The 19,493-nt window shown below is 58.3% G+C and carries 22 protein-coding genes and 1 pseudogene; 7 read left to right on the top strand and 16 right to left on the bottom strand.

Annotated elements, in window-relative coordinates; genetic code table 11:
* Positions 1–85: 85 nt before the first annotated feature.
* Positions 86–385, top strand: a complete 300-nt coding sequence (locus tag B5T_RS23850; protein WP_014995126.1) for a winged helix-turn-helix transcriptional regulator — start codon at positions 86–88, stop codon at positions 383–385.
* A gap of 234 nt (positions 386–619) precedes the next feature.
* On the opposite strand, the gene B5T_RS13780 is transcribed toward B5T_RS23850, so the two are convergent.
* Entirely contained in the window at positions 620–1,477 is an 858-nt protein-coding gene (locus B5T_RS13780; protein ID WP_014995125.1) for an SDR family NAD(P)-dependent oxidoreductase, read from the bottom strand.
* Between the two features lie 30 nt (positions 1,478–1,507).
* Between B5T_RS13780 and B5T_RS22345 the strand changes: the two genes are divergently transcribed.
* Positions 1,508–2,119 carry a TetR/AcrR family transcriptional regulator gene (locus B5T_RS22345; RefSeq protein WP_167321218.1) on the top strand — a complete coding sequence of 204 codons (612 nt, stop codon included), beginning with the start codon at positions 1,508–1,510 and terminating at the stop codon, positions 2,117–2,119.
* Between the two features lie 277 nt (positions 2,120–2,396).
* On the opposite strand, the gene B5T_RS13765 is transcribed toward B5T_RS22345, so the two are convergent.
* The 3 genes from B5T_RS13765 to B5T_RS13755 form a co-directional block, all read right to left on the bottom strand.
* The gene (locus B5T_RS13765; RefSeq protein ID WP_014995123.1) at positions 2,397–2,756 is read right to left on the bottom strand and encodes a hypothetical protein; all 360 of its coding nucleotides are present in this window, start codon (positions 2,754–2,756) and stop codon (positions 2,397–2,399) included.
* A 402-nt stretch (positions 2,757–3,158) separates the two neighbouring features.
* The gene (locus B5T_RS13760) at positions 3,159–4,127 is read right to left on the bottom strand and encodes an SDR family NAD(P)-dependent oxidoreductase (RefSeq protein ID WP_014995122.1); all 969 of its coding nucleotides are present in this window, start codon (positions 4,125–4,127) and stop codon (positions 3,159–3,161) included.
* A 58-nt stretch (positions 4,128–4,185) separates the two neighbouring features.
* Entirely contained in the window at positions 4,186–5,445 is a 1,260-nt protein-coding gene (locus B5T_RS13755; protein WP_014995121.1) for an MBL fold metallo-hydrolase, read from the bottom strand.
* A gap of 68 nt (positions 5,446–5,513) precedes the next feature.
* Between B5T_RS13755 and B5T_RS13750 the strand changes: the two genes are divergently transcribed.
* Positions 5,514–6,164, top strand: coding sequence for a TetR/AcrR family transcriptional regulator (locus B5T_RS13750; RefSeq protein WP_014995120.1), 651 nt, complete (start codon positions 5,514–5,516; stop codon positions 6,162–6,164).
* A gap of 383 nt (positions 6,165–6,547) precedes the next feature.
* Here B5T_RS13750 and B5T_RS13745 read toward each other — a convergent pair whose 3' ends face one another.
* From B5T_RS13745 to B5T_RS13715, 7 genes are all read right to left on the bottom strand, one after another.
* On the bottom strand, positions 6,548–7,795 hold the full coding sequence (locus B5T_RS13745) for an MFS transporter (RefSeq protein WP_014995119.1): 1,248 nt from the start codon (positions 7,793–7,795) through the stop codon (positions 6,548–6,550).
* A gap of 23 nt (positions 7,796–7,818) precedes the next feature.
* Positions 7,819–8,313, bottom strand: coding sequence for a DoxX family protein (locus B5T_RS13740; protein WP_229682976.1), 495 nt, complete (start codon positions 8,311–8,313; stop codon positions 7,819–7,821).
* A complete protein-coding gene (locus B5T_RS13735; protein ID WP_014995117.1) occupies positions 8,310–8,645 on the bottom strand; it encodes a DUF3861 domain-containing protein in 336 nt (111 codons plus the stop codon). Before B5T_RS13735 ends, B5T_RS13740 begins: the two co-directional genes overlap by 4 nt.
* A gap of 76 nt (positions 8,646–8,721) precedes the next feature.
* Positions 8,722–8,940: a tautomerase family protein gene (locus B5T_RS13730; RefSeq protein WP_014995116.1), complete on the bottom strand. Its 219-nt coding sequence runs from the start codon at positions 8,938–8,940 to the stop codon at positions 8,722–8,724.
* 47 nt (positions 8,941–8,987) lie between these two features.
* Positions 8,988–9,494 (bottom strand): DUF1097 domain-containing protein, encoded by a 507-nt coding sequence (locus tag B5T_RS13725; RefSeq protein ID WP_041717038.1) that lies wholly within the window; start codon positions 9,492–9,494, stop codon positions 8,988–8,990.
* Positions 9,484–10,401, bottom strand: a complete 918-nt coding sequence (locus tag B5T_RS13720; RefSeq protein ID WP_014995114.1) for an SDR family oxidoreductase — start codon at positions 10,399–10,401, stop codon at positions 9,484–9,486. Before B5T_RS13720 ends, B5T_RS13725 begins: the two co-directional genes overlap by 11 nt.
* 23 nt (positions 10,402–10,424) lie before the next feature.
* On the bottom strand, positions 10,425–11,168 hold the full coding sequence (locus B5T_RS13715) for an SDR family oxidoreductase (RefSeq protein ID WP_041717037.1): 744 nt from the start codon (positions 11,166–11,168) through the stop codon (positions 10,425–10,427).
* Between the two features lie 120 nt (positions 11,169–11,288).
* Between B5T_RS13715 and B5T_RS13710 the strand changes: the two genes are divergently transcribed.
* Entirely contained in the window at positions 11,289–12,212 is a 924-nt protein-coding gene (locus B5T_RS13710; RefSeq protein ID WP_014995112.1) for a LysR family transcriptional regulator, read from the top strand.
* Between the two features lie 363 nt (positions 12,213–12,575).
* Here the strand turns inward: B5T_RS13710 and B5T_RS13705 are convergent, their stop codons facing one another.
* Positions 12,576–13,001, bottom strand: coding sequence for a VOC family protein (locus B5T_RS13705; protein ID WP_014995111.1), 426 nt, complete (start codon positions 12,999–13,001; stop codon positions 12,576–12,578).
* Here B5T_RS13705 and B5T_RS13700 point away from each other — a divergent pair.
* A complete protein-coding gene (locus tag B5T_RS13700; protein ID WP_202803010.1) occupies positions 12,978–13,778 on the top strand; it encodes a helix-turn-helix transcriptional regulator in 801 nt (266 codons plus the stop codon). The two genes, B5T_RS13705 and B5T_RS13700, sit on opposite strands and share 24 nt — an antisense overlap.
* 177 nt (positions 13,779–13,955) lie before the next feature.
* Here B5T_RS13700 and B5T_RS23890 read toward each other — a convergent pair whose 3' ends face one another.
* From B5T_RS23890 to istA, 3 genes are all read right to left on the bottom strand, one after another.
* A complete protein-coding gene (locus tag B5T_RS23890) occupies positions 13,956–14,186 on the bottom strand; it encodes a hypothetical protein (protein WP_237740372.1) in 231 nt (76 codons plus the stop codon).
* A 341-nt stretch (positions 14,187–14,527) separates the two neighbouring features.
* On the bottom strand, positions 14,528–15,265 hold the full coding sequence (gene istB, locus B5T_RS13695) for an IS21-like element helper ATPase IstB (protein WP_014995109.1): 738 nt from the start codon (positions 15,263–15,265) through the stop codon (positions 14,528–14,530).
* A 19-nt stretch (positions 15,266–15,284) separates the two neighbouring features.
* The gene (gene istA / locus B5T_RS13690; protein ID WP_041717036.1) at positions 15,285–16,835 is read right to left on the bottom strand and encodes an IS21 family transposase; all 1,551 of its coding nucleotides are present in this window, start codon (positions 16,833–16,835) and stop codon (positions 15,285–15,287) included.
* A 602-nt stretch (positions 16,836–17,437) separates the two neighbouring features.
* On the opposite strand from istA, the gene B5T_RS22765 reads away from it, so the two are divergent.
* Positions 17,438–18,580: an MFS transporter gene (locus tag B5T_RS22765; protein ID WP_014995107.1), complete on the top strand. Its 1,143-nt coding sequence runs from the start codon at positions 17,438–17,440 to the stop codon at positions 18,578–18,580.
* Positions 18,581–18,887: 307 nt separating this feature from the next.
* Complete coding sequence (locus tag B5T_RS23840) at positions 18,888–19,250, top strand: integrase core domain-containing protein (protein ID WP_014995106.1); 363 nt, start codon at positions 18,888–18,890, stop codon at positions 19,248–19,250.
* 40 nt (positions 19,251–19,290) lie between these two features.
* Here the strand turns inward: B5T_RS23840 and B5T_RS23640 are convergent.
* Positions 19,291–19,431 (bottom strand): annotated as a pseudogene (locus B5T_RS23640) (transposase); the annotation flags it as partial.
* Between the last annotated feature and the right edge of the window lie 62 nt (positions 19,432–19,493).

Raw genomic sequence — 19,493 nt, 5'->3', positions numbered from 1 at the left:
AGGCTTGCCATGTACGCTCCGCTAGCAACCTATTTCATGTTCCCTGGTGAAGCTGGCGCAGCCAAGTTGCGTAGCACGGTAGTCGTTGGCAAGGGCCATCCTGGTCACTTTGGCGGACGGTCCTCTTCGCTTCGGCGCTGTTCAGCGCGCGATTCCAGACGTCTCCAAGCGAATGCTGACGCAGACTTTCCGCGATCTGGAACGCGACGGACTGATCGCGCGGAAGTTGTTCACGACCAAGCCGCCGAGCGTCGAGTACTGCCTGACGCCTCTAGGCGAAACGATTCTCGAACCTCTGACCGTGTTTGTCCGGTGGGCCGATCGCAGCCATGCAGCGATCAAGAACGCTCGCTTGACATATGATGGAGCGTCTCAAGGGGTTTGAACCAACGTCGGTTTTCCCGCTCCTCGATCATTCTCAGAAAATTCTGTCCGCGGAACGTCGTTAGCTATTGTCTCCTGCCTCCCCCGAGAGCCCTCCGTCCGTTACCCACAAGCTTTGCGCGTTCGAAAGTCATGCCGCTCCCAGTACGCGGCGCTCGTTGTATATGGGTGAATAGCGGCTGCGCTCGTACGGGCGTTGACGCCGGGTGGAAATACGGCGTCAAGGAGATGCGGCTTAAGAACTGGATAAAAGACCGAACTGCCTTGCCAAAGCTCGATCCACCCATCTGGCCGGCAGGAAGCGGGGAAGCAAATTTGTGAGATATTCCCGGCGCGGTAGTACGGCATATCGAACACGCGGCTTCCGAGCAGTCAATGCAACCTCTACAGCCTGCCCAATGGCTTCTGGCGGTAAGCCTTTTCGCCCACCATCTGCCATAGCGGCTTTAAATTTTAGAAATGGGTGTTCCCATATCGTTCCTGTTAGATGGTCCGTCGACGCTGCATCCGCCTTATCCCAGATCGCAGTTCTCACGGAACCAGGACCTATCACTATCACATCAATCCCTACGAGCATCAGCTCACGACGCAAGCTCTCAGAAAGTCCCTCCACGCCGTGTTTCGCAGCAGAATAGGCTCCGAGAAACGGCGGCCCAAAAGTGCCACCTACGGAGCTTAGGTTCACGATTCGACCTTTCGCATCGCTATGGGAAGAGCTAGCTCCTAGCAAAGGCGCAAAGGCCCGAATGACAGCGAACATGCCGACCAGGTTGATATCAATCTGTTTCCTGAAGTCCGCGACACTTTGAAGCAGTAACGGATCGGAAAATGAGCCGCCGGCATTGTTCACCAAACCGTCTAAATTCCGATCACCCAGTGCTTCGCGCACCAGTTCAGCAGCAGACAGCACAGCACTCTCGTCCTGAATATCCATCAGCAGTGGGGTAAACGAGTCCCCATACTGATCTTTCAGAGATCTGATGTCCTCGATTTTTCGTACGCTTCCAAACACATGCCAACCGCGTTCAATCAGGACATTCAAAGTTCCTCGGCCGATTCCCGAAGAAACGCCCGTAACCACGACACTTTTCATTTCGATCTCTCCTGCGTTGACAGTGTCAACATGGTAGACGACGAAGGTGGACAGTGTCAACATCCGACTATGATGACATCAACTAAAGTACGTATCGGTCTTGCAGCAACGAAGCTCCTTGACGAGGGTGGTGATGCTGCGGTGACCCTCAGATCCGTCGCCGAGCGCGTCTGCGTCTCACACAATGCCCCCTACCGGCATTTCAAGGATCGCAATGCGCTGTTGGCATGGATTGTGTATCGGGCTTTTGAAAATTTGACTCAATGCTTCACAAGGGCACTGAGTTCGGGAAGTACCTCGCGACAGGCTCTAGACCAAGCCATCGACGATTTCATTCGTTTCGGGCTGGACTACCCCAATCGCTACAGATTGCTCTTTAGCGCGCAGGCGGTGGTGGCGGACGAGGACCTGAAGGCTGCAGCTTTCGGATGTTTCCAGATATTTATCAAGATCGTCTCTTGGTGTCAGGACACCCGGGAGTTGCCGCAAGGCGACCCGGTGCGCTTGTCCGGACTCATATATGCAAGCATGCATGGGGCCATCGATCTACAGATCGGGGGACGTTCTGGAGAGAGAAAAGGCTTGGGGAGCGTGCGTGAGGTGTTAGATCTACTTCTCGCAATGCTCAAACCCAAGCCTTGATGACGGATTTTCGGCGTAGCCCGTCATGTTGGAGCGCGCTCTGACGGAAAGCGTAGTCCTTGAGGGCACTTTACTTCTCTTGACATTGCCGATGGGAGCGCTACGGACAAGCATTTCAGCTGCGAATGGATGACACTCCTTCCGGGTAGTGCCCCGTAGCATGGCTTATCCACGCGGCGCGATCTTCGCAGGAAAGCCGCTCACAGGCGTGGACCAAGCGATCCTAAATGCCTCTGGACAGAGTCCGCTTCATCATGACAACGCTGCGATACAGCAATCAGTGCGTTACGTATGCACCAAGGATGAGGATGCAGAAAATTCCGACCATTAACTTTGGCTCCCAGTACTCCATGAAAAGGAAAGTGATCACGAGCCAACCAAGCCCAGCCAGGATTGAAAGCACAAAGACAGGCGCCTCAACCTGCGGACCCATGGCACGCCAAACAAACATCAACCCAAGCACTCCGAAGGCGAGCTGACCCAAGGAGAACGCGGAATTGAGCCCGTAGTACAGGCTCGTCTCCAGACTCGGCTCACGCTTTCCATGCAGGTACTGGGACATCACATCGACAATGAAGTGAAGAACGCCAGTAGTGGCCAGCCAGCCATATGCTGCGTAAGCGAGATACTTATACATGTCAGTCAACCTGTAAGTCGGAGACAGCGTGGCGCTCCATGGAGCGATGCCGGCTGCCATGAAATCGCGAGAGTCCTTCTGAACGAATTTCCTGATGATCGGTCCTTCCTGCCATCCCTTCGGCGGAATGAATAAGTCCGCGACATGAGATGTACCACGATCCTCGGCACACGTCAGATCACTGATTGCGTATGCGGCGTAGCGCTGGCGTCAAATAGATCGACAGCAGTCACTTCGAACATTAGCGATGGTCTCGATCGGCTTGATGAGACTCGCCCTCCAGTCATGGCGCAACCAGAGCGAACCTCAAAAGCCTGTGACCAAAGTCCTACAGATCGCATTCGACACCCTTCGCGCTGAACTTTAGCGTTGCGTTAGTTAGTTAGTTAGTTAGTTAGTTAGTTAGTTGCGCAGACTTGCAGGCACCTCGGACGGATGCAGGCCAACGAGGTTGCTAGAGTCTTCCCACAACTTTCTGGCACTACCCTCCTCGTAGGACGCTTTGGAGGATCTTGTATCTTGCAGCACTCCTTCATTAGATTGAAGATACTTCCCTGACATCCCAGCGAACTCCACACTAGCAACCACTTTCGCAAGAGCTTCGCTGGAAAAGTCCAATCTTCCCTGGGTGACACCAATCATTCGCGTGATCCATCTCGCAAATGATGTCTTGGCGAAGCTCTGCAGTTGCCGCGGAAGGCTTCGTATTAAACCCGTCTCTGGAATCGACCCCGGATCGAACGCAATTGAGGAAATTGACTTCCCAGAACGTTTCAGTCTGCGGTCCAACTCATATGTCAATAGAATCATGCAGAGTTTTGAAGTGCTGTATCTCTGACCCCAAGATATAGTCTTTAAATTGTACTTGCCCAAATGGGCAAGAGCTACCGCATCGGCCTTACCTGCCTTTCCGACCATCTTCCCATCCCGTGTCTCAGGGTCGTGCGTGCCGCTCGTGACAAATACGATCCGGCCATTCTTAGCCACGTAATCAAGCAGAAGTTGCACCAAAAGGAAATGCCCCAAATAGTTGGTTGCGAACGTAAGCTCGTAACCATCCGCGCTGTACTTTATACCTCCCATGAAACTTGCGCCGGCATTGCAAACAATTGCCTGAAGATCATCAATTTCTCGTTTCGCAATAAGATCTTGAATTTCAGCCACTGAATTCCTGACGGAAGTGAGCGATGAGATGTCCATTTTGAGGGCAACGGCTTTTATTCCATATATCTCAATTAACCTCTTCGCGACGACTTCGATTCGAGCCGGATCACGACCGGCAAGAATCAGATCGATACCTCTGCTCGCGAGTTGCTTTGATGTCTCAAGCCCAAGCCCGGAGTGCCCGCCAGTAATTAGTATCGTTGACATTTATTAATCCTATTCAATTTAGATTCAAAAATTATCAAAAATAGATCGCTGCCTGCTCTTAACGGTTCCGCTCCGCGCTCCTGTCTTTGTCCCCGACGGTGCGGCGCGGCAGTTTTTTTGTTTCACCTACGGCGAGGGCGACAAAGGCATCGTCATTGATTCCAAACTTTCTGCGCGCGTCCGCTAGGTCACGCGGTGGCTGATCCAGGGCTTCGTCAGTAGTCTCGAATGTGCCCCAATGTATAGCGATGGATTGCCGCGCCTGTATGTCCTGATGAATTTTAACTGCCTCGTCTGGATTTATATGTTCTTCGCGCATGAGTTCGCGAGGCTCGTAGGCTCCTATGGGAATTAATGAAATATCGAAGCCTTTGCCGTTCTGTCTGCCAAAGAACCGCTCATTGATATCGGAAAAATCTTTCGAATAGCCGGTATCGCCCGCAAAGAACAGATGCAAATCCCTCGCGAATACAGCGAAACCTCCCCAGAGCGTTTGCATGTGATCGGTTAGGCTGCGACTTGACCAATGCTGCGCAGGCGTCAGCACGAAGTCCACACCCTCTTGGGAATAGCTTTCCCACCAGTCCAACTCGGTAACGTTGGTTATGCCAATTTTATTGAACCAAGTTTTGAGGCCAAGCGGAACAATGAAGCGCGGCGGACCACCAATCTGAGCGTTGAGAGCTCGAAGGCTATGCTCGTCGCAATGATCGTAATGGTTGTGCGACACAAGCACGACATCGATGCGCGGCAGCTGCGTGATCTCGAGACCCGGCGGCTGCGCACGCTTAGGCCCCAGCCAACTGAGTGGCGAAGCCCGATCTGAGAACATGGGATCAGTCAGAGCATTCAGTCCCCCCATTTGCACCAAAACAGTGGAGTGCCCAATCCATGTTATTGCGGGCTGCATTGCCTCGCCTGCCTCGGCATTTGCTCGGATGAAGTTCACGTCGGCGGCAACCATTGGGGTCGCTTGCAGAGGAGTTTTCGGAAGCCCGGTGGATGCGGCCGACAACTTCCATCTCAAAATCTCACCCAGGCTCTTGCTTTGGTACTCGACATAATTGTTCTGATAGCCGTTCTTTCGTTGATGCGACGGCCGCAAATCTGTCGTCTCCGTAGTTCCAACTGAGGTACTGCATGCAAACAGTAGGACGAAGAACGAGCTGGTAAGCAACCGAGCAATGGATTTACCTCTCTTGCCGCTCGCCAGCGATTGCAAAATCCGTCGACTCTTGGCCGACCCGCGCAGGATTTCTGGCCCACTGGCGGAGTCGGCACTCAGGTTGCTCCTGCCATTCCGCTGTGTCGCGACCATCCTGAAGCCCTAGTAAAATGCATGCAGTCATAATAATATGACGCATCCTTCACGTTTACTATTCGCATATGGTCAAGAGTACAAGTGCCAATCTCTCCCCTAGAAAAATGCCTAGGCAAGCACGCTCTCAGGCAACCTTAGAGGCGATCTTTCAGGCCACCATTCAGGTTTTGCTATCCGAAGGACGACAGCGGCTCACGACCATCCGAGTTGCTGAGCGGGCAGGAACTTCCGTTGGTACCCTCTACCAGTACTATCCGAACAAGCAGGCGCTACTGTTTGCGGTTGTGCGACGTCACGTGACCGAAGTCGGTGAGCAGGTTCGAAGAGCAGCAGAGTCCGTTCACGGCAAGCCGCTGGCCGACATCGTGTCCGCTGTAGTGAGCGCGTTCGTGCGCGCAAAGATTGATCGCATCGACGAGGCCCGCGCTCTGTTTTCGGTAGCGGGCGAGTTGGACTCTCGTGTACTAGTGGTAGAAAGTGAGGAGCGTGGTCTTGCGATGCTGACCGCTGTGCTAAGGACAGCCACGGATGCCAAGTTCGATGATTTGCCAACGGCGGTATACATTTTTATGGCGGCAATGATCGGTTCAACCACATACATGATTGAAGGTGGGGCACCCCCTTCAATCTTGCGGGCTTGGGGCGGCCAACTTGAGTCCTTATGCCTAGGATACCTGGAGCGCGCAGCGCGTTCGATTCATAATGACAGCCGCTGACTTCAAGGTGACATAGGCTTAGCTATGCGCCGGGCTTATTGGGTGGAAGTGCCATGTCGTGGCTCGTGGCCACACAGAACCCTGAAAAGAACAGCCGGGTTGAGCTCTTGCGGGGGCGATTGCCAAGGGACAACAGGGTTGATTCCTCATGGCTGCCCAGTCGGCTAAGGTACCCATTTCGAAAAACGCGCAGCCTTGCCTGCGCGCGCTCTAACGACATGGGAGATTACCAAACAAGGGTGGCCCAAGCTGCATCGTCCTTAATGAGCCGGTACATATCAGATCACTGATCGCGTATGCGGTGCGCCCCAGATAGTTAGTAGCGGTTGCGTTCGTACAGGCCTCGGCGCCCGGGTGCAAATACGGCATCACGCGGGATATGGTCATGGCAGGGCCTTTCTTTTTGCTTGTTCGGGCACGGGATAGCGACCGAGCAGAAGAATCAGCACGTTGGCGATAACGATCAGGGCGATGGAAGCCCAGAGGATCGGGTCGTAGTTTTCAGTCCAGTCGACAAGGAAGCCCCAGGCGGAAGCCGCAACCCCCACACCGACGGCGAAGGAGACATAAACACCTCCGAAGATCTCGGCGTAGTGCTTGGAGCCGAAGTACCTCCGCGTGATGTAGGCAATGATGTCCAGTTCCGCACCGAGTGCGAGGCCGGTCATGATTGCGGCGAATCCAACCGTTCCGATCGACAGCGGCCCCTGCATCAACAGGCAACCAATGCCGAATACCGTTCCGGAGAAGTAGATGGCGGAGACCAGCGGTGCCCAGATGCGATCCATGAGGTAGCCCGCCGACAATCGGCCGGCAATGATGGCGACACCGAGCAGGCTGATGATCGTCCCGATATCGGCAGCAGCGACGCCCTTTTCAGCAAGAAGTAGCGCGAAGTTCGGAACCAGTCCTCCAACGGCAAGCGAAATCAGAAAGACCGCTGCGCTGACGAACCAGAATCGGTAGCCGAGGTAGGCCTGACTCGGGGAAAGGCCCCCCTGGTTCTCCGGTGCCTGCTGCCTCGACATCTGTGTTGGTACGGACCTGCGGATGAAGGCCAGCACCACGAGGGTCGCCATCACCCATGCTATCAGTCCAAGGCTGGCATAGGTCCATCGCCACCCGAAGGTGTCCAGTCCGAAGCGCACGTAGAGCGGCGCCAATGCCGCCGCGACACCCGTTCCGCTCATCGTGATACCGATGGCAAGCCCAAGGCGCACCTTGAAATACTGGCTCACTAGTGCGGTCCAGGTAATTGGCAGAGAGCCCGCGGCCAGAATCGACAAGGCGCCATAACTTAGATACCAGAGCACAAGCGACCCGGGATTCACCGCCAGGAGCAAATACCCCAGGAAATGTCCGAGCAGACCCAACAGACCAACACGACGGACCCCGAACCTTGCGACGAGTTTTCCCACTAGCGGGCCGGTGACGACGCCAAGCAGCATGAGAATCATGTAGCTGGTGAAGAATTCTGCGCGCGTCCAGCCAAACTCCTGCGTCACCGGCTGGAAAAACAGGCCTTGCGTGTAGAAAGTGATCGAGAGCAGGCCGCAGCCCGTGCCGATCATGGCGGTCAGAAGGATGTGCCAGTAGCTTCTGACCTCAGAGGGAATGTGTTGTGCGGACATGCTGGTCTTTGCTCCCTTGAGATTCATGTGTAGCGCTGAACGCGCGAGTCCAATGCATAGGCCCCGCCGCCCCGCGCCACCATGTAGAGCGCCAGAAATCCCATGAGCACTGGATACTCAATGCCGCGATCGATCCATGGCCAGGCCGGTCCAAGCGCGTAGCTGATGCCCACCATTTGCAGGACAACGAGGAATGCGACGAACCGCGTGCATAAGCCGAGCGCCAGCAGGATGGCACCGCCGGTCTCCAGCAGCATGACCAGGAACGCCAACTGCGGAGCAAAGGGAATGCCCATTACGTTCTGGATCAGGTTGATCGAACCTGCCATCGGATCGGCCATGGAACCGTGCGATGTGCCGAGCGCCTTGGGAAGGCCATGGGTGAACAGCACGATGCCGAAGACGATGCGCAGCAAGGCGTAGAAAGCCGGCTCGCAGCGTTCGATGTATCGTCTCAAGACTGAGAGTGCACTTTGCCTCGTCTGTCCAGTCACTTTGGCGGTCAGCCCCATCGTCATGATGATTCCTTCCATTGACCTTGGGAGGCGGTCGAAGCAACGCGCGACTTCAGATTGCCGATGAAGCCTCTCAATGCCGGCTGGATGTCAGCGAACAACGGGTCGCGGCGGTGCGTCAGTACGACGCCGCCAAGCAGCTTGACTCCTAGTGCCAATGCGCTGGCCTCGTCTGCCGTGAACGCCATCCCCGCGCGGACGCGATCGACGATCGCGAGAATGTCGTCATGGCTCTCAACCTCGAACGCCAAGGGTGCGCTTGTGCCTGCATAGTCGGCCGGACCGTCGATCTTCTCGACGCTGATCCGGAATAGGTGTGCGCTCTTCGTGCTCATTGGATTTCTCCTTGATGCGATGGGTATTCGAGCATGCGTCCCGCCGGGGCGGACAATGCATGCACCGGGGCAAGGACTATCTCGACTTGGGTGGCAGCCCCATCTTCTCTAGCGTCAGCGTCTCGTCGGCACGACCCCAGCCGCCATCGGCAACCTCTTCGACCAGAACCATCGAGTACGGGCGGACGCCCTCGCCGAAATACTCGACGAACATTGCCGTGGTGCGATGGATGATTTCTTCCTTCTTGGCGTGGTCCAGAATTCCTTCCGGGAACTTGTAATTAGCGAACGGCATTGTGTTGTCCTCTTGAGGCAAGTGATCTACGAAAGGTTGTAATTGGATCAAGATGCTGAACTGGCGGGACGGGTCGCGTTGACGCGATGCGCCCAGGTATGAGCGAGGAAACCCGCAGTCGCACCGATCGCTGCGGCCACGCCGAGGCTGGCGAAGCTACCCAGCGTCGGCGGCAGATGCGAGGCGAAGTACGACACCAAACCAAGGAAGAAGCCGAGCAGGTTGTTGAAGACCGGCACCCGGGCCAGCGACAACGCAACCGCAGTGATCGCCAATACGACGGCGCTGATCGCGTACGCCCCCAGATGCGGGCCGAGCGCTCCTTGAAGGTGGGCGGCACCAATGCCCAGCACCAGACCCATCAACACACAGCCCAGATTGATCAAGCCCGCCTTGAGGTTGAGGCCCCGGGTGAAGAAGGCGATCCAGCCGATGAACATCGCCCATATCGGCAACTCCAGCGCCAGCGCGCTGAAGGTCGCGGCCAACGAGGCCACGACCGATTTACCCGCCACAACCTGAAGATGCTTGCCCCAGGAGTTGTTAGCCGACATGAGATGCCTCTGGATGGATACGCGGCGACAGCAGGTCACCCAGTTGGATGCGGTGCAGAAACTTGGCGCGGATGCGGTCGGCGACCGCTGCCACCACCGTGCAACCGTCGTCGGACGGGTCGATGTGCACACGGAACGGTCGGCGACCGAACGGCGTATCGACCACTTCGACGATGGCGTGGGCGACGCTAGTCGGATCTGCATCCGGCGGCTCACACGCGGCTAGGTTCTTCAGCGCTTCCTCGGCCAGTCCGCGGTTGGGGCCGTTGTCGTACTCCGCCTGGCGCGTCTCGTCCGCTGGCTTGCCGGCATGCAGGAAGTGATTGGTGCCCTGGGTGAATGCACCGGGCACAATGATGCTGGTCTCGACGCCCCAGCGCGCCAACTCGCCGGCGTAGCTGACCGCCAGTGCGTCCATCGCCGCTTTGGCCGCGAAGTACGGGGCGAGATACGGCGGCGTGCCGCCACGGTGGCTGCTGCTGCCGACCCACACCAGCAGGCCCTTGGCCTGCTTGCGCAACTGCGGCAGCGCGGCGCGGTTGACCCGCTGCGTGCCGAGCACGTTGACGTCGTACAATTGCGCGTATTGCTCCGGCGTGAACGCTTCGGCCGGGCCGAACACCATGTGTCCGGCGTTGTGGATCACCACGTCGAGGCGGCCCTGCTCGGCGACGATGCGTTCGATCGCCGCATCGGCGGAGGGCTGCGACTGCACGTCGAGTTCGATAGCTCGCAGTTGGACGTTGCGTTCCTTCGCATGGTCATCGACAGCCTCGACCTGCGGTGCATTGCGCCCGGCCGTATCGCGCATGCTGGCGTAGACGATATGTCCGGCATCTGCGAGCGCGCGCGCGCTCATGGCGCCAAAGCCGCTGGATGCCCCGGTGATCAGAATGACTTGGCTCATGGAATTGTCCTTGGAAGCCTGACTCAGGCGAAGCCGCCGTTGGCGCGCAGCACTTGCGAGTTGACCCACGCCCCGTCGGGGCCGGCCAGGAACGACACCACGCTGGCGATGTCCTCCGGGGTTCCCAGGCGTTGCAGCGGGGCAAGTTTGGTGATCTGGTCGATCTGTTCCGGGGTCTTGCCGTTGAAAAACAGATCGGTGCCGACCGGGCCGGGAGCGACGGCATTGACCGTGATGCCCCGGCCGCGCAGTTCGTTGGCGAGCACGTGGACCAATCCCTCGACGCCGGCCTTCGAGGCGATGTAGGGGCCGTAGGACGGGAACGACTTGGCGATCACGCTGGTGGACAGCGCGATGATCCGGCCGCCTTCGCCGAGGTGCTCGGCGGCCTGGCCCAGCACCAGGAAGGCGCCACGCAGGTTGGTCGCGATGACCTTGTCGAAGTCGGGCAGGCTGGCTTCGTTGATCGGCGCCATCGGCATGACGCCGGCGCTGTTGACCACTACGTCGATACGGCCGAAGGCCTGCTTGGCGTCCTCGAACAGTGCGGCCACGTCGGCGGGATTACCGACGTCACCCTGGATCGCGATGGCTTTGCCGTTGGCCGCTTCGATGGCGGCGACGGTTTCGTGCGCCTTGGCGGCGTTGCCGACGTAGTTGACGGCGACAGCGAACCCATCGGCCGCAAGGCGCTGGGCGATGGCCCGACCAATGCCACGGGAGCCGCCGGTGACGATGGCGACCTTAGGTGTTGTGTTTGCATTCATGGAGTGCTCCGGATCGAAAGAGGGCGACATACCCGCGGAGCTCATTATTTGCGTTTATTCCAATGAGATAAATGGTGCTAAATTGGCATGTAAATTCAACCACAAACAACAATAGGCACTATGGATCGCTTCGATTCCCTGCAATTGTTCACTCGCATCGTGGAGTTAGGCAGCTTCAGCCGGGCCGCTGGTGCATTGGATATTCCCCGCGCTACAGCCACCCATGCGATCAAGCAACTGGAGGCCCGGTTGAGCACGCGGCTGCTCGACCGCACCACACGCCACGTACGTCCGACGCTCGACGGCCAGGCGTTCTACGAGCGGTGCGTGCACGTGCTCAGTGAATTGGACGACGCCGAAAGCTCATTGCGGCACGTCGCCACTAATCCGCGGGGCACGCTGCGCGTGGACATGTCCAGCGTTCATGCGGTCCACATCGTGCTGCCGAGGATCGACGACTTCCGCAACCGCTATCCCGGCATCGACCTGGTGGTAAGCAGCGGCGACCGCCTCATCGACTTGGTGCGCGAAGGCGTCGATTGCGTGATCCGCGCCGGTGTGCCACGGGATTCCACCCTGGTGGTGCGACGGCTCGCGCTGATGCCGCAGGTGATCTGCGCCAGCCCCGAATACTTGGCTTATTTCGGCACGCCACGGCATCCGGACGAGCTGTCGGCCCATCAGGCAGTGGGCTTCTTTTCCAGCGGGAACACGGTGGACTACGGGCTTGAGCTGATCGTTGACGGCGAACTCCGCACATTCACGCCGGGCGGCTGGATGTCAACCAACGATGCCGAGAGCTACGGCGTTTGCGCATTGCGCGGATGCGGCCTGGTGCAATTGCCGCGCTACCACGTTGATGATCAACTGCGCGATGGCCGCTTGATTGAGGTACTGGGCGAGTGGGCCAGCCCCGACATGCCGTTGTCCGCGCTGTATCCCTACCACCGGCAGTTATCGCCGCGCGTGCGCGTGTTCATCGACTGGCTTGGCAAGCTCTATGAAGAAAGATTCGGCTCGCTCGTTGCGGCGCCTTCGATGTGAGCTTCGTACCGCAAATGGCTCAATTCGATGATCACGGCTAGGCTGCTAGAAACCAAGGCGCCCGTGAACCCTCCAACCGTCCGATATCTCTATGGTGTGAGTTGGCAAATGGATGGCTCACGTCGTCGCCCAACTTCCCTAAATACGTCACCGCATCGTATCGCGGCGATCCACTGTCTCAACTGTTGTTCGATCACCGGTCACCAAGGCACTGGGCTGAATCCCATGTCGTCATCCAGCATCGCGTATCACTCACTAGCGAGCATGATCGAGCGCCGGTAGATGCCGGCAAGGAAAAGCAAGATTTCGCGTCAGCGACGTATAAAAACAAAACGCCGCGAGTGGAGGTGCATTGCATAAATGTCAAGCGCCGGCATAGTGAGTGGCGACGTCGAGCACCCACGTCACCCCGAAGCGATCCTTCAACATGCCGTAGAGCGGCGACCAAGCGGCCGGCGCGAGCGGCTGAACGATGGCGGAGCCTCGGGAAAGCTTGTCCCAGAATCCCCGTATCTCGTCTTCGGCATCGCCGCGCACGGAGACGAAGAACGGATTCTCGCCCGCGCTCCACGCCAATCGCGAGGGGACGTCGTACGCCATGATGGCGAAGCCGTTTTCGGCCGTGACCTGGCCCCACATCACTTGATCGGCCTCGGCAGGGTCCTGTACGGCGCCGGCCTGGCTGTAGGTCACAGCAACGAGTTGCCCTTCGAAGACAGACTGGTAGAAGGCGAGCGCCTGTGCGGCGGTACCACGAAAGTTGAGATGAGCAACAGTTTCAATCGCCATGATTTTTCCGTGAGTTTTGTTGTCGAGGTGGAGTACGGTACCATCCCTCTACTGACAGTTTGCGGCAGTAGCAAAGTGGCTCGAACCGATCGTCTATTTCGACTTCTCCAAACGATGCGCAACCTGCCATCACCCTTCACCGGTGCGCGTTTAGCAGAGGAGACAGGTGTATCGCTACGCTCAATTTACAGAGATATTGACAGCCTGCGGGCAGCGGGGGCTCGTATTGAGGGCGAGCGTGGCTATGGATATTGTTTAGTAGAAGACAATTCGCTGAAGCCGCAAGCATTTGATCGCACGGAATTAGAAGCGCTGGCACTGGGCTTGGCTGAGGTTAAGCATCTCGGCGATTTCGGCTTGGCCAGCGCTGCCCACGTTGCACTGACAAAGATCGCCGCAATGCTGCCTCGCGGCCGCGACCAAGAACTGTTTCACGCCATCTCGCAGGTCTACCGGCCCAATCCTCGCTATACGATCAAACTGGATATCGAGACAGTCAGGCACGCTTGTTGGCATGAACGTGCGCTCCACATCCGTTATACGGATAGCAACGGTTCAATCAGCGAACGCACCATTCTTCCGTTGACGGTTATGTACACGAGCGAAGCGATGACAGTGCTGGCTTGGTGCCTATTGCGCGAGGATTTCCGAATGTTTCGCATTGACCGCATCCTTGAATTGACTAGTACGGCGAAGAGCTTTCGCCCAAGGCGCGTTGCGCTGTTGCGCGAATACTTGTCCGTCCTTGCGCCCGCGAGGGCGGAATCGGGAAGTTAGGTTGATTGCTAAAGCTTGTCTGATGCGAACCCGCACGGAATACGCATCTTAGGTCCACCCCCCGATGTGCATCCGTACGTCAAGATACTGTTTCTCCGGCGGACCAAGCCCAGTGCGCTGCTAGAGCAATCCCTACATCGCCCCGAAAGGCTTCTGCCCGAGCCGCTGGTGTCGGATCTACCGCATTGGTTGACCTGGAACACTCAATTCCTTCGAGACACCGGTGCTGAGATTGCCGACCTGGAAGGGTCGCCGAGTACGAAGACTCTCATGCGAGGCTGGGACTGGGCTCTCGACCGATTTCCCAAAACACATGACCAGCTCGAACCGTGGCGGCGAGCTGACAAGCCTTTGTTCAATTACCGGCCTCCACGGCGCGAGGCTGAACCCCATTCCGTCATCCAGCATTGCGTAGCGCCCACTGGCAAGCACGACGGAACGCTGGTACGACTGCCTTAAAGACCTTGGGTGCGCATTTCAGCGATCGTGGACGCCTGTTTCAGGCTGATCGCGGACGCTGTTTCAGCGCCATCGTGGACGCGCAGGGGATGCACGCAAGCGAGGGGTTCAATGTATCTCAATCGTCCACGATCAGTTTGAAGCGCACTGACGCGAAGCGAGTTTCCAGGTGTTTGGTGAGGGTCGCGGCGCAGACTTATCCACGGCGGCGGACGGCGCTTGCGACGTACCGGCCGACGCGGTGGATAAGTCGTTTTCAAGCCCTCGGGCTTGTGAGGCAGGCGCCGCGTTCATTGCATCAGTTCCTCATCGCGCAGCGATTTGCCTTTGAGCTCGATCTTGTGACTGCTGTGCACGACACGGTCCAGGATCGCATCAGCGAGGGTTGGGTCGTCCAGGTAGGTGTGCCAGGCTCGTACCGGCAACTGGCTGGTGATCAGCGTCGATCGCGTGCCCACGCGATCGTCCAGCACCTCCAGCAGATCGTTTCGCTCGGGCGCGCCGACCGGGGAGATCGCGAAGTCGTCGATCACGATCAGATCGAGCTTGGCCAGCTGCGCCAGGCGCCGGGTGAAGCTGCCGTCGCCGTGGGCGACCTGCAGCTCATCGAACAGGCGCGCAGCGCGGGTGTACAGGACCGAGAAGCCCGACCTTGCCGCCTGGTGCGCCAGCGCGCATGCCAACCAGGTCTTGCCGCACCCCGTCGCGCCGGTGATCAACAAGTTCTGCGCGTTTCGCAGCCAGTCGCCGCCGGCCAGCGCGGCCACCTGGGCGCGGTCCAGCGAACGACTCGCGCGCCAATTGATGTCCTCCACGCAGGCCGTGCTGACCTTCAACCGGGCGGCCTTCATCAGACGCGCCACCCGCTTGTTGTCGCGCCATGCGATCTCGCGCTGCACGAGCATGGTCAGGCGCTCGTCGAAGCCCAGTGCGGCCGCCGCGGTGCTCGTAGTTTGCTCCTCGATTGCGCGCACCATGCCGTCCAGGCGCAGGCTGCGCAGTTGGTCCAGGGTGTGTTCATTCAGCATCGTCATCTCCTTCAGTGGTTCAGTGGTAGTAGTCCGGGCCGCGCACGTTCTCGTGCGTGGGCAGCGGCGTGGATGTCGTCGCGAACAGGGCGGGCTGACGGTCCAGGCCGTTCTTCAGAATCGAGGCGACGCTGCGGTAGGTCGGCGCGCGGATCGCCAGCGCTCGGGCACAGGCAGCCTCCAGCCGTGCCGGCGTGTACTCGCGTGCCAGGCGCTGCAACCCCAGGCAGGCGCGGTAGCCCTGCTCCGGATGTGGGCGGTGTTCGAGTTGCCATGTCACCACCGCCGCCGCACTGACACCGATGCGCCGGCCCCAGTCGATCAGCTTCTGGGGCGTCCACTCCAGGTGGGCGCGGTGCGACGCCGGCATGTGCTCGGCGATGGTCGTGTGTGCGCCCTTGCGGTGACTCAGCGCATGGCAGGCCACGCGCTGGTTGGCAGCGAAGCACTCCACCAGGCTGGCGCTGACGCGCAGCTCGACGGTGGTGCGCACGAGGGCGTGCGGCACGCTGTAGTAGTGACCGTCGAACTCGACGTGGTAGTCGATGTTCACCTTGGCGCTCTTCCACAGGCACGCCTCGAAGCGCTGGGCCGGCAGTGGCCGCAGCGCGGGCGCGTCCAGCGTCTCGAAGGCGCTGCGCCGGCAGCCGGGCAGCTTCTTGAAGGGGCGCTGGTTCAGATCGACCAGCAGCGCGGCGATCGCCCGGTTGAGTTCGTCCAGGCTGAAGAAGCGCCGGTTGCGCAGGCGCGCCAGAATCCATCTCTCGACCACGAGCACCGCGTTCTCGACCTTCGGCTTGTCGCGAGGATGGGCCGGGCGTGCTGCGAGCAACGCACAGCCGTAATGGGTGGCGAACTCGTCGTATAGGCGATTGGGTTCGGGGTCGTAGCGATCTGGACTCTTGATCAACGCGCGGGCCTGATCGGGCACGATCAAGCGCGGCACGCCGCCGAAGAATTCCAGCGCACGCACCTGGGCGCCGATCCAGTCTGCGGTGGTCTGACGCGCGGTGGCGCAGGCGTAGGTGTAGTTGGACGCGCCGAGCGTGGCCACAAAGATCTGCGCGGCGGCGATCTCGCCGGTGGCCGCGTCGATGAGCGCAACGGTCTGGCCGGCGTAGTCGACGAACAGCTTCTCGCCGGCGATGTGGGTCTGGCGCATGGACCGCTTCAGCCCGAGCGCCCACGCCCGGTACTTCACGCAGAAGCTCGTGTACTTGTAGGCCTGCTGGCCCGCCCCGACGAGGCTGCGGGCGTACTCCTCCCACAACAGCTGCAGGGTGACACCGGCGCGCTTGAGTTCCTGATGGACGAGCGCGAAGTCGGGACTGAGTTGGTGGCTGGAGCGGGGCAACGCCGGTCGATACAGCCGGGATTCAAGCTCCTCGTCGGTGAGCGTCTGAGCCACCACCCAGTCGATGCCCGCGGCGCGGGCGAGCGAGACGTACTTGCCCGCCACGCTCTTGGAGATCTTGAGCGCTCGGCCGATCTCGTTGTAGCTCAGGTCTGCCTGCAGGTGCAGGCGCAATGTCTCTCGGATTCGGCGCATCGTGATTCTGTTCGTGGGCATCAGGCTTCACCGCAAAAGGCGATGAGCTTGACGCCCGGTCAAAAGATCACTTGCGCGCTCCCCAAATCGTCCACGATCGCGCTGAAACAGCGTCCACGATCAGTTTGACATGCCGTCCACGATCACGTTGAAACGGCGTCCACGATCAGCCTGAAACGCCGTCCACGATGGGCTGAAATACGCACCTTGGGCCACCTGCAAGAGTTAACTACGCGTTGAAGCGTTTGTAGATTTTGCTCCAGCTTCCGAAGACCTGAAAACTTCTGACAGGCCTCGCCAGGGGGAATCTGCGCGCATGCGATACAGCTGCCGTCGACAGTCATTCGTAGATCGAGCTTTGTAGATGGGCTTGTGCAGCAGATTTACCACAACTCCGCCCAGCGCCCACGGCATCGCTGCGGATGACGTTTCGGCGACAGTTTTCGTGCGCCTTTCTACTCGCCGGGCCACGTGGTATCCTGAATGAGTTCATAGTAGCGGCTCTCAATTTGAAGCTGCTTAAGATGAAATCGTAGGCGTTAACGTTAACCAACGCGCACTGCTTAACTTTAGCAGGGCGCGCTTATGTCTATTCGCGTCCCTGTGTTGCATTAGGGTCCCGAATGTTATCCCACGCATCCCCCCGTTTCGACGTAGCGCGTATCCAATGCGCCGTAATCATTTGTTTTTTTCTTGTTGGCCTCTCACTAGGTGCTTTGCCGCTATTCATTACCAAGGATTTAGCGGCAGATGACACCATTGTGGGGCTGGTGATAGGCAGTCAGTTCCTGGCATCACTACTAAGCCGCATTTTTGTCGGCAGGTTGCTGCAAGCAGGATTGCGTCGATGCGTGCTCGCCAGTTTAGTAGGTTTGATGTCCTATGGGCTCTTGCTGGGCATATCCCCCTACAACTCCGAACTTGCGGTGCCGACCCTTATTTTCGCACGTGTAGTACAGGGTGTGGCTGTCGGCACTTTAGCCACAGCGGCCATCATGTGGGCAATCGATAAACTCGGTGAATCTAGTACGGCGAGAGTGCTCTCTATGACCGGGATATCTATCTATGGGGCGGTAGCTTGCGGTGCTCCTGCAGGAATCCTTATTTTCCAATATTTGGGACTTCCAGCCGTAGCGGGCCTTATCATAGCCCTGCCCATTATTCCAGTCGTGACGCTGTTGCGCGTGTCTGATATAGCACCTAAGACTGAGCAAAAAACTATTGGAACAAGAGTATTTGGCAAAGTGCTGCTTCCGGGCTCCGTGCTTTTCCTTCATGGTGTGGGATTTGTTTCCATTGAAGCATTCGTGTCACTTTATTTTTCACAATCGGGCTGGCCCTTGGTGACATGGGCTTTATCGCTTTTTGGCGTATCGTTTGTGCTTATTCGAGTAAGCTTGGGGCATCTATTGCAAGGCTCAGGGCTGGTTCGTCTAGCAGCTGCATCATTATCTTTTCAAGCCCTTGGATTAACGCTACTCGCGGTCGCTCCTAATCAGTATTGGGCTCTACTGTCTACCGCAATAATCGGCGGTAGTTGCTCACTTACTTTTCCCGCGCTCGGAGCAATAGCAACAGGATGTTGTAGTACGCATGAACGCGGTACGGCAATGGGCTATTACTCAGGCTTTCAGGACGCTTCGTATGCCTTGACCGGGCCTGCCATAGGATTGGCAATCAATGCACGAGGTTACGGCACCGGTTTTTTCGCGGCCGGCATCTGCGCTCTGCTCGGACTAGTGTTACTTAGTCGAGTAAAAAGATAATGCACATCCGACGCCGCCAGGCCAACAGGGAGCTAGGAGTCAATGTCAAACGGGTTTACCGTGTCATGCGCGAGCATGGCCTGCTTCTGCAGCGCCATACCGGCAGGCCCGCAGACACGCGGGGACTCAACGGCAGGGTGTCGGTCGACAACAGCTACCTGCGCTGGTGCTCCGGCGACTTCGAGATCACGTGCGACAACAGGCAGAAGGTGCGCGTGGCCTTCAGCCTGGACTGCTGCGACCGCGAAGCCATTGGCTGCGTGGCCACCATAGGTGGCATCGATGCGGCAATGGTGTGCGACCTCATGTGGAGTCGGTGGAGGCCAGGTTCGGCGACCGGTTGCTGCCCAAGCCCATCGAATGGCTGACAGACAACGGCTCGCCCTACGTGGCTCGCCAGACGCAGCGCTTTGCCAGGGAAATCGGCAGGGTGCCACTGTCCACACCGATCAGCAGCCCGCAATCCAACGGCATGGCCGAGAGCTTTGTCAAAACCTTCAAACGGGATTACGTCAGGAGGATGGACCGCAGCAATGCCGCATCGGCTATCGCGCAGCTTCCCTCGGCCTTCAAGCACTACAACGAGGTGCATGCCCACGCGGCGCTCAAGATCAAATCGCCGAGAATGTTCAGGCGGTCGGCTCAAGGGCTGCACGTCAATTCTAACTAAGTGGGAGACCGTGTCCGGTCATGCAGGGGCAACTCCACTTGGGCAGGCTCCGCCACCTGCGGCCATGTTCAGTCACGTACAGGATGGAGTTGGCCACCTGTAGGTTGCTCAAGCTGACGTTGCCGCGTTGGATAGGCAGACAGTGCTCGATCTTGGCGAATTGCTCTGGTGTGATTCCCATGCCAGGATTTTGCTGGAAACAAGTTTCCTGGAAACAGTTTCAATTGACAATAGTGTTAACGC

Source organism: Alloalcanivorax dieselolei B5 (assembly GCF_000300005.1).
Lineage (GTDB): Bacteria > Pseudomonadota > Gammaproteobacteria > Pseudomonadales > Alcanivoracaceae > Alloalcanivorax > Alloalcanivorax dieselolei.
This window is presented reverse-complemented; position numbering and strand designations above follow the sequence as displayed.

Bases quoted from the DNA above. Each gene is read 5' to 3' on its own strand.
- B5T_RS13710 (WP_014995112.1), top strand. From the start codon at position 11,289: ATGGATCGCTTCGATTCCCTGCAATTGTTCACTCGCATCGTGGAGTTA.
- B5T_RS13735 (WP_014995117.1), bottom strand. From the start codon at position 8,645: ATGAGCACGAAGAGCGCACACCTATTCCGGATCAGCGTCGAGAAGATC.
- B5T_RS13740 (WP_229682976.1), bottom strand. From the start codon at position 8,313: ATGACGATGGGGCTGACCGCCAAAGTGACTGGACAGACGAGGCAAAGT.
- B5T_RS13705 (WP_014995111.1), bottom strand. From the start codon at position 13,001: ATGGCGATTGAAACTGTTGCTCATCTCAACTTTCGTGGTACCGCCGCA.
- B5T_RS23890 (WP_237740372.1), bottom strand. From the start codon at position 14,186: ATGCTGGATGACGGAATGGGGTTCAGCCTCGCGCCGTGGAGGCCGGTA.
- B5T_RS13720 (WP_014995114.1), bottom strand. From the start codon at position 10,401: ATGAGCCAAGTCATTCTGATCACCGGGGCATCCAGCGGCTTTGGCGCC.
- B5T_RS13730 (WP_014995116.1), bottom strand. From the start codon at position 8,940: ATGCCGTTCGCTAATTACAAGTTCCCGGAAGGAATTCTGGACCACGCC.
- B5T_RS13755 (WP_014995121.1), bottom strand. From the start codon at position 5,445: ATGGTCGCGACACAGCGGAATGGCAGGAGCAACCTGAGTGCCGACTCC.
- B5T_RS13760 (WP_014995122.1), bottom strand. From the start codon at position 4,127: ATGTCAACGATACTAATTACTGGCGGGCACTCCGGGCTTGGGCTTGAG.
- B5T_RS13725 (WP_041717038.1), bottom strand. From the start codon at position 9,494: ATGTCGGCTAACAACTCCTGGGGCAAGCATCTTCAGGTTGTGGCGGGT.
- B5T_RS13780 (WP_014995125.1), bottom strand. From the start codon at position 1,477: ATGAAAAGTGTCGTGGTTACGGGCGTTTCTTCGGGAATCGGCCGAGGA.
- B5T_RS22345 (WP_167321218.1), top strand. From the start codon at position 1,508: ATGGTAGACGACGAAGGTGGACAGTGTCAACATCCGACTATGATGACA.
- B5T_RS13715 (WP_041717037.1), bottom strand. From the start codon at position 11,168: ATGAATGCAAACACAACACCTAAGGTCGCCATCGTCACCGGCGGCTCC.
- B5T_RS13750 (WP_014995120.1), top strand. From the start codon at position 5,514: ATGGTCAAGAGTACAAGTGCCAATCTCTCCCCTAGAAAAATGCCTAGG.
- istB (WP_014995109.1), bottom strand. From the start codon at position 15,265: ATGCTGAATGAACACACCCTGGACCAACTGCGCAGCCTGCGCCTGGAC.
- B5T_RS13745 (WP_014995119.1), bottom strand. From the start codon at position 7,795: ATGTCCGCACAACACATTCCCTCTGAGGTCAGAAGCTACTGGCACATC.
- B5T_RS22765 (WP_014995107.1), top strand. From the start codon at position 17,438: ATGTTATCCCACGCATCCCCCCGTTTCGACGTAGCGCGTATCCAATGC.
- B5T_RS13700 (WP_202803010.1), top strand. From the start codon at position 12,978: ATGAGCAACAGTTTCAATCGCCATGATTTTTCCGTGAGTTTTGTTGTC.
- B5T_RS13765 (WP_014995123.1), bottom strand. From the start codon at position 2,756: ATGTATAAGTATCTCGCTTACGCAGCATATGGCTGGCTGGCCACTACT.
- istA (WP_041717036.1), bottom strand. From the start codon at position 16,835: ATGCCCACGAACAGAATCACGATGCGCCGAATCCGAGAGACATTGCGC.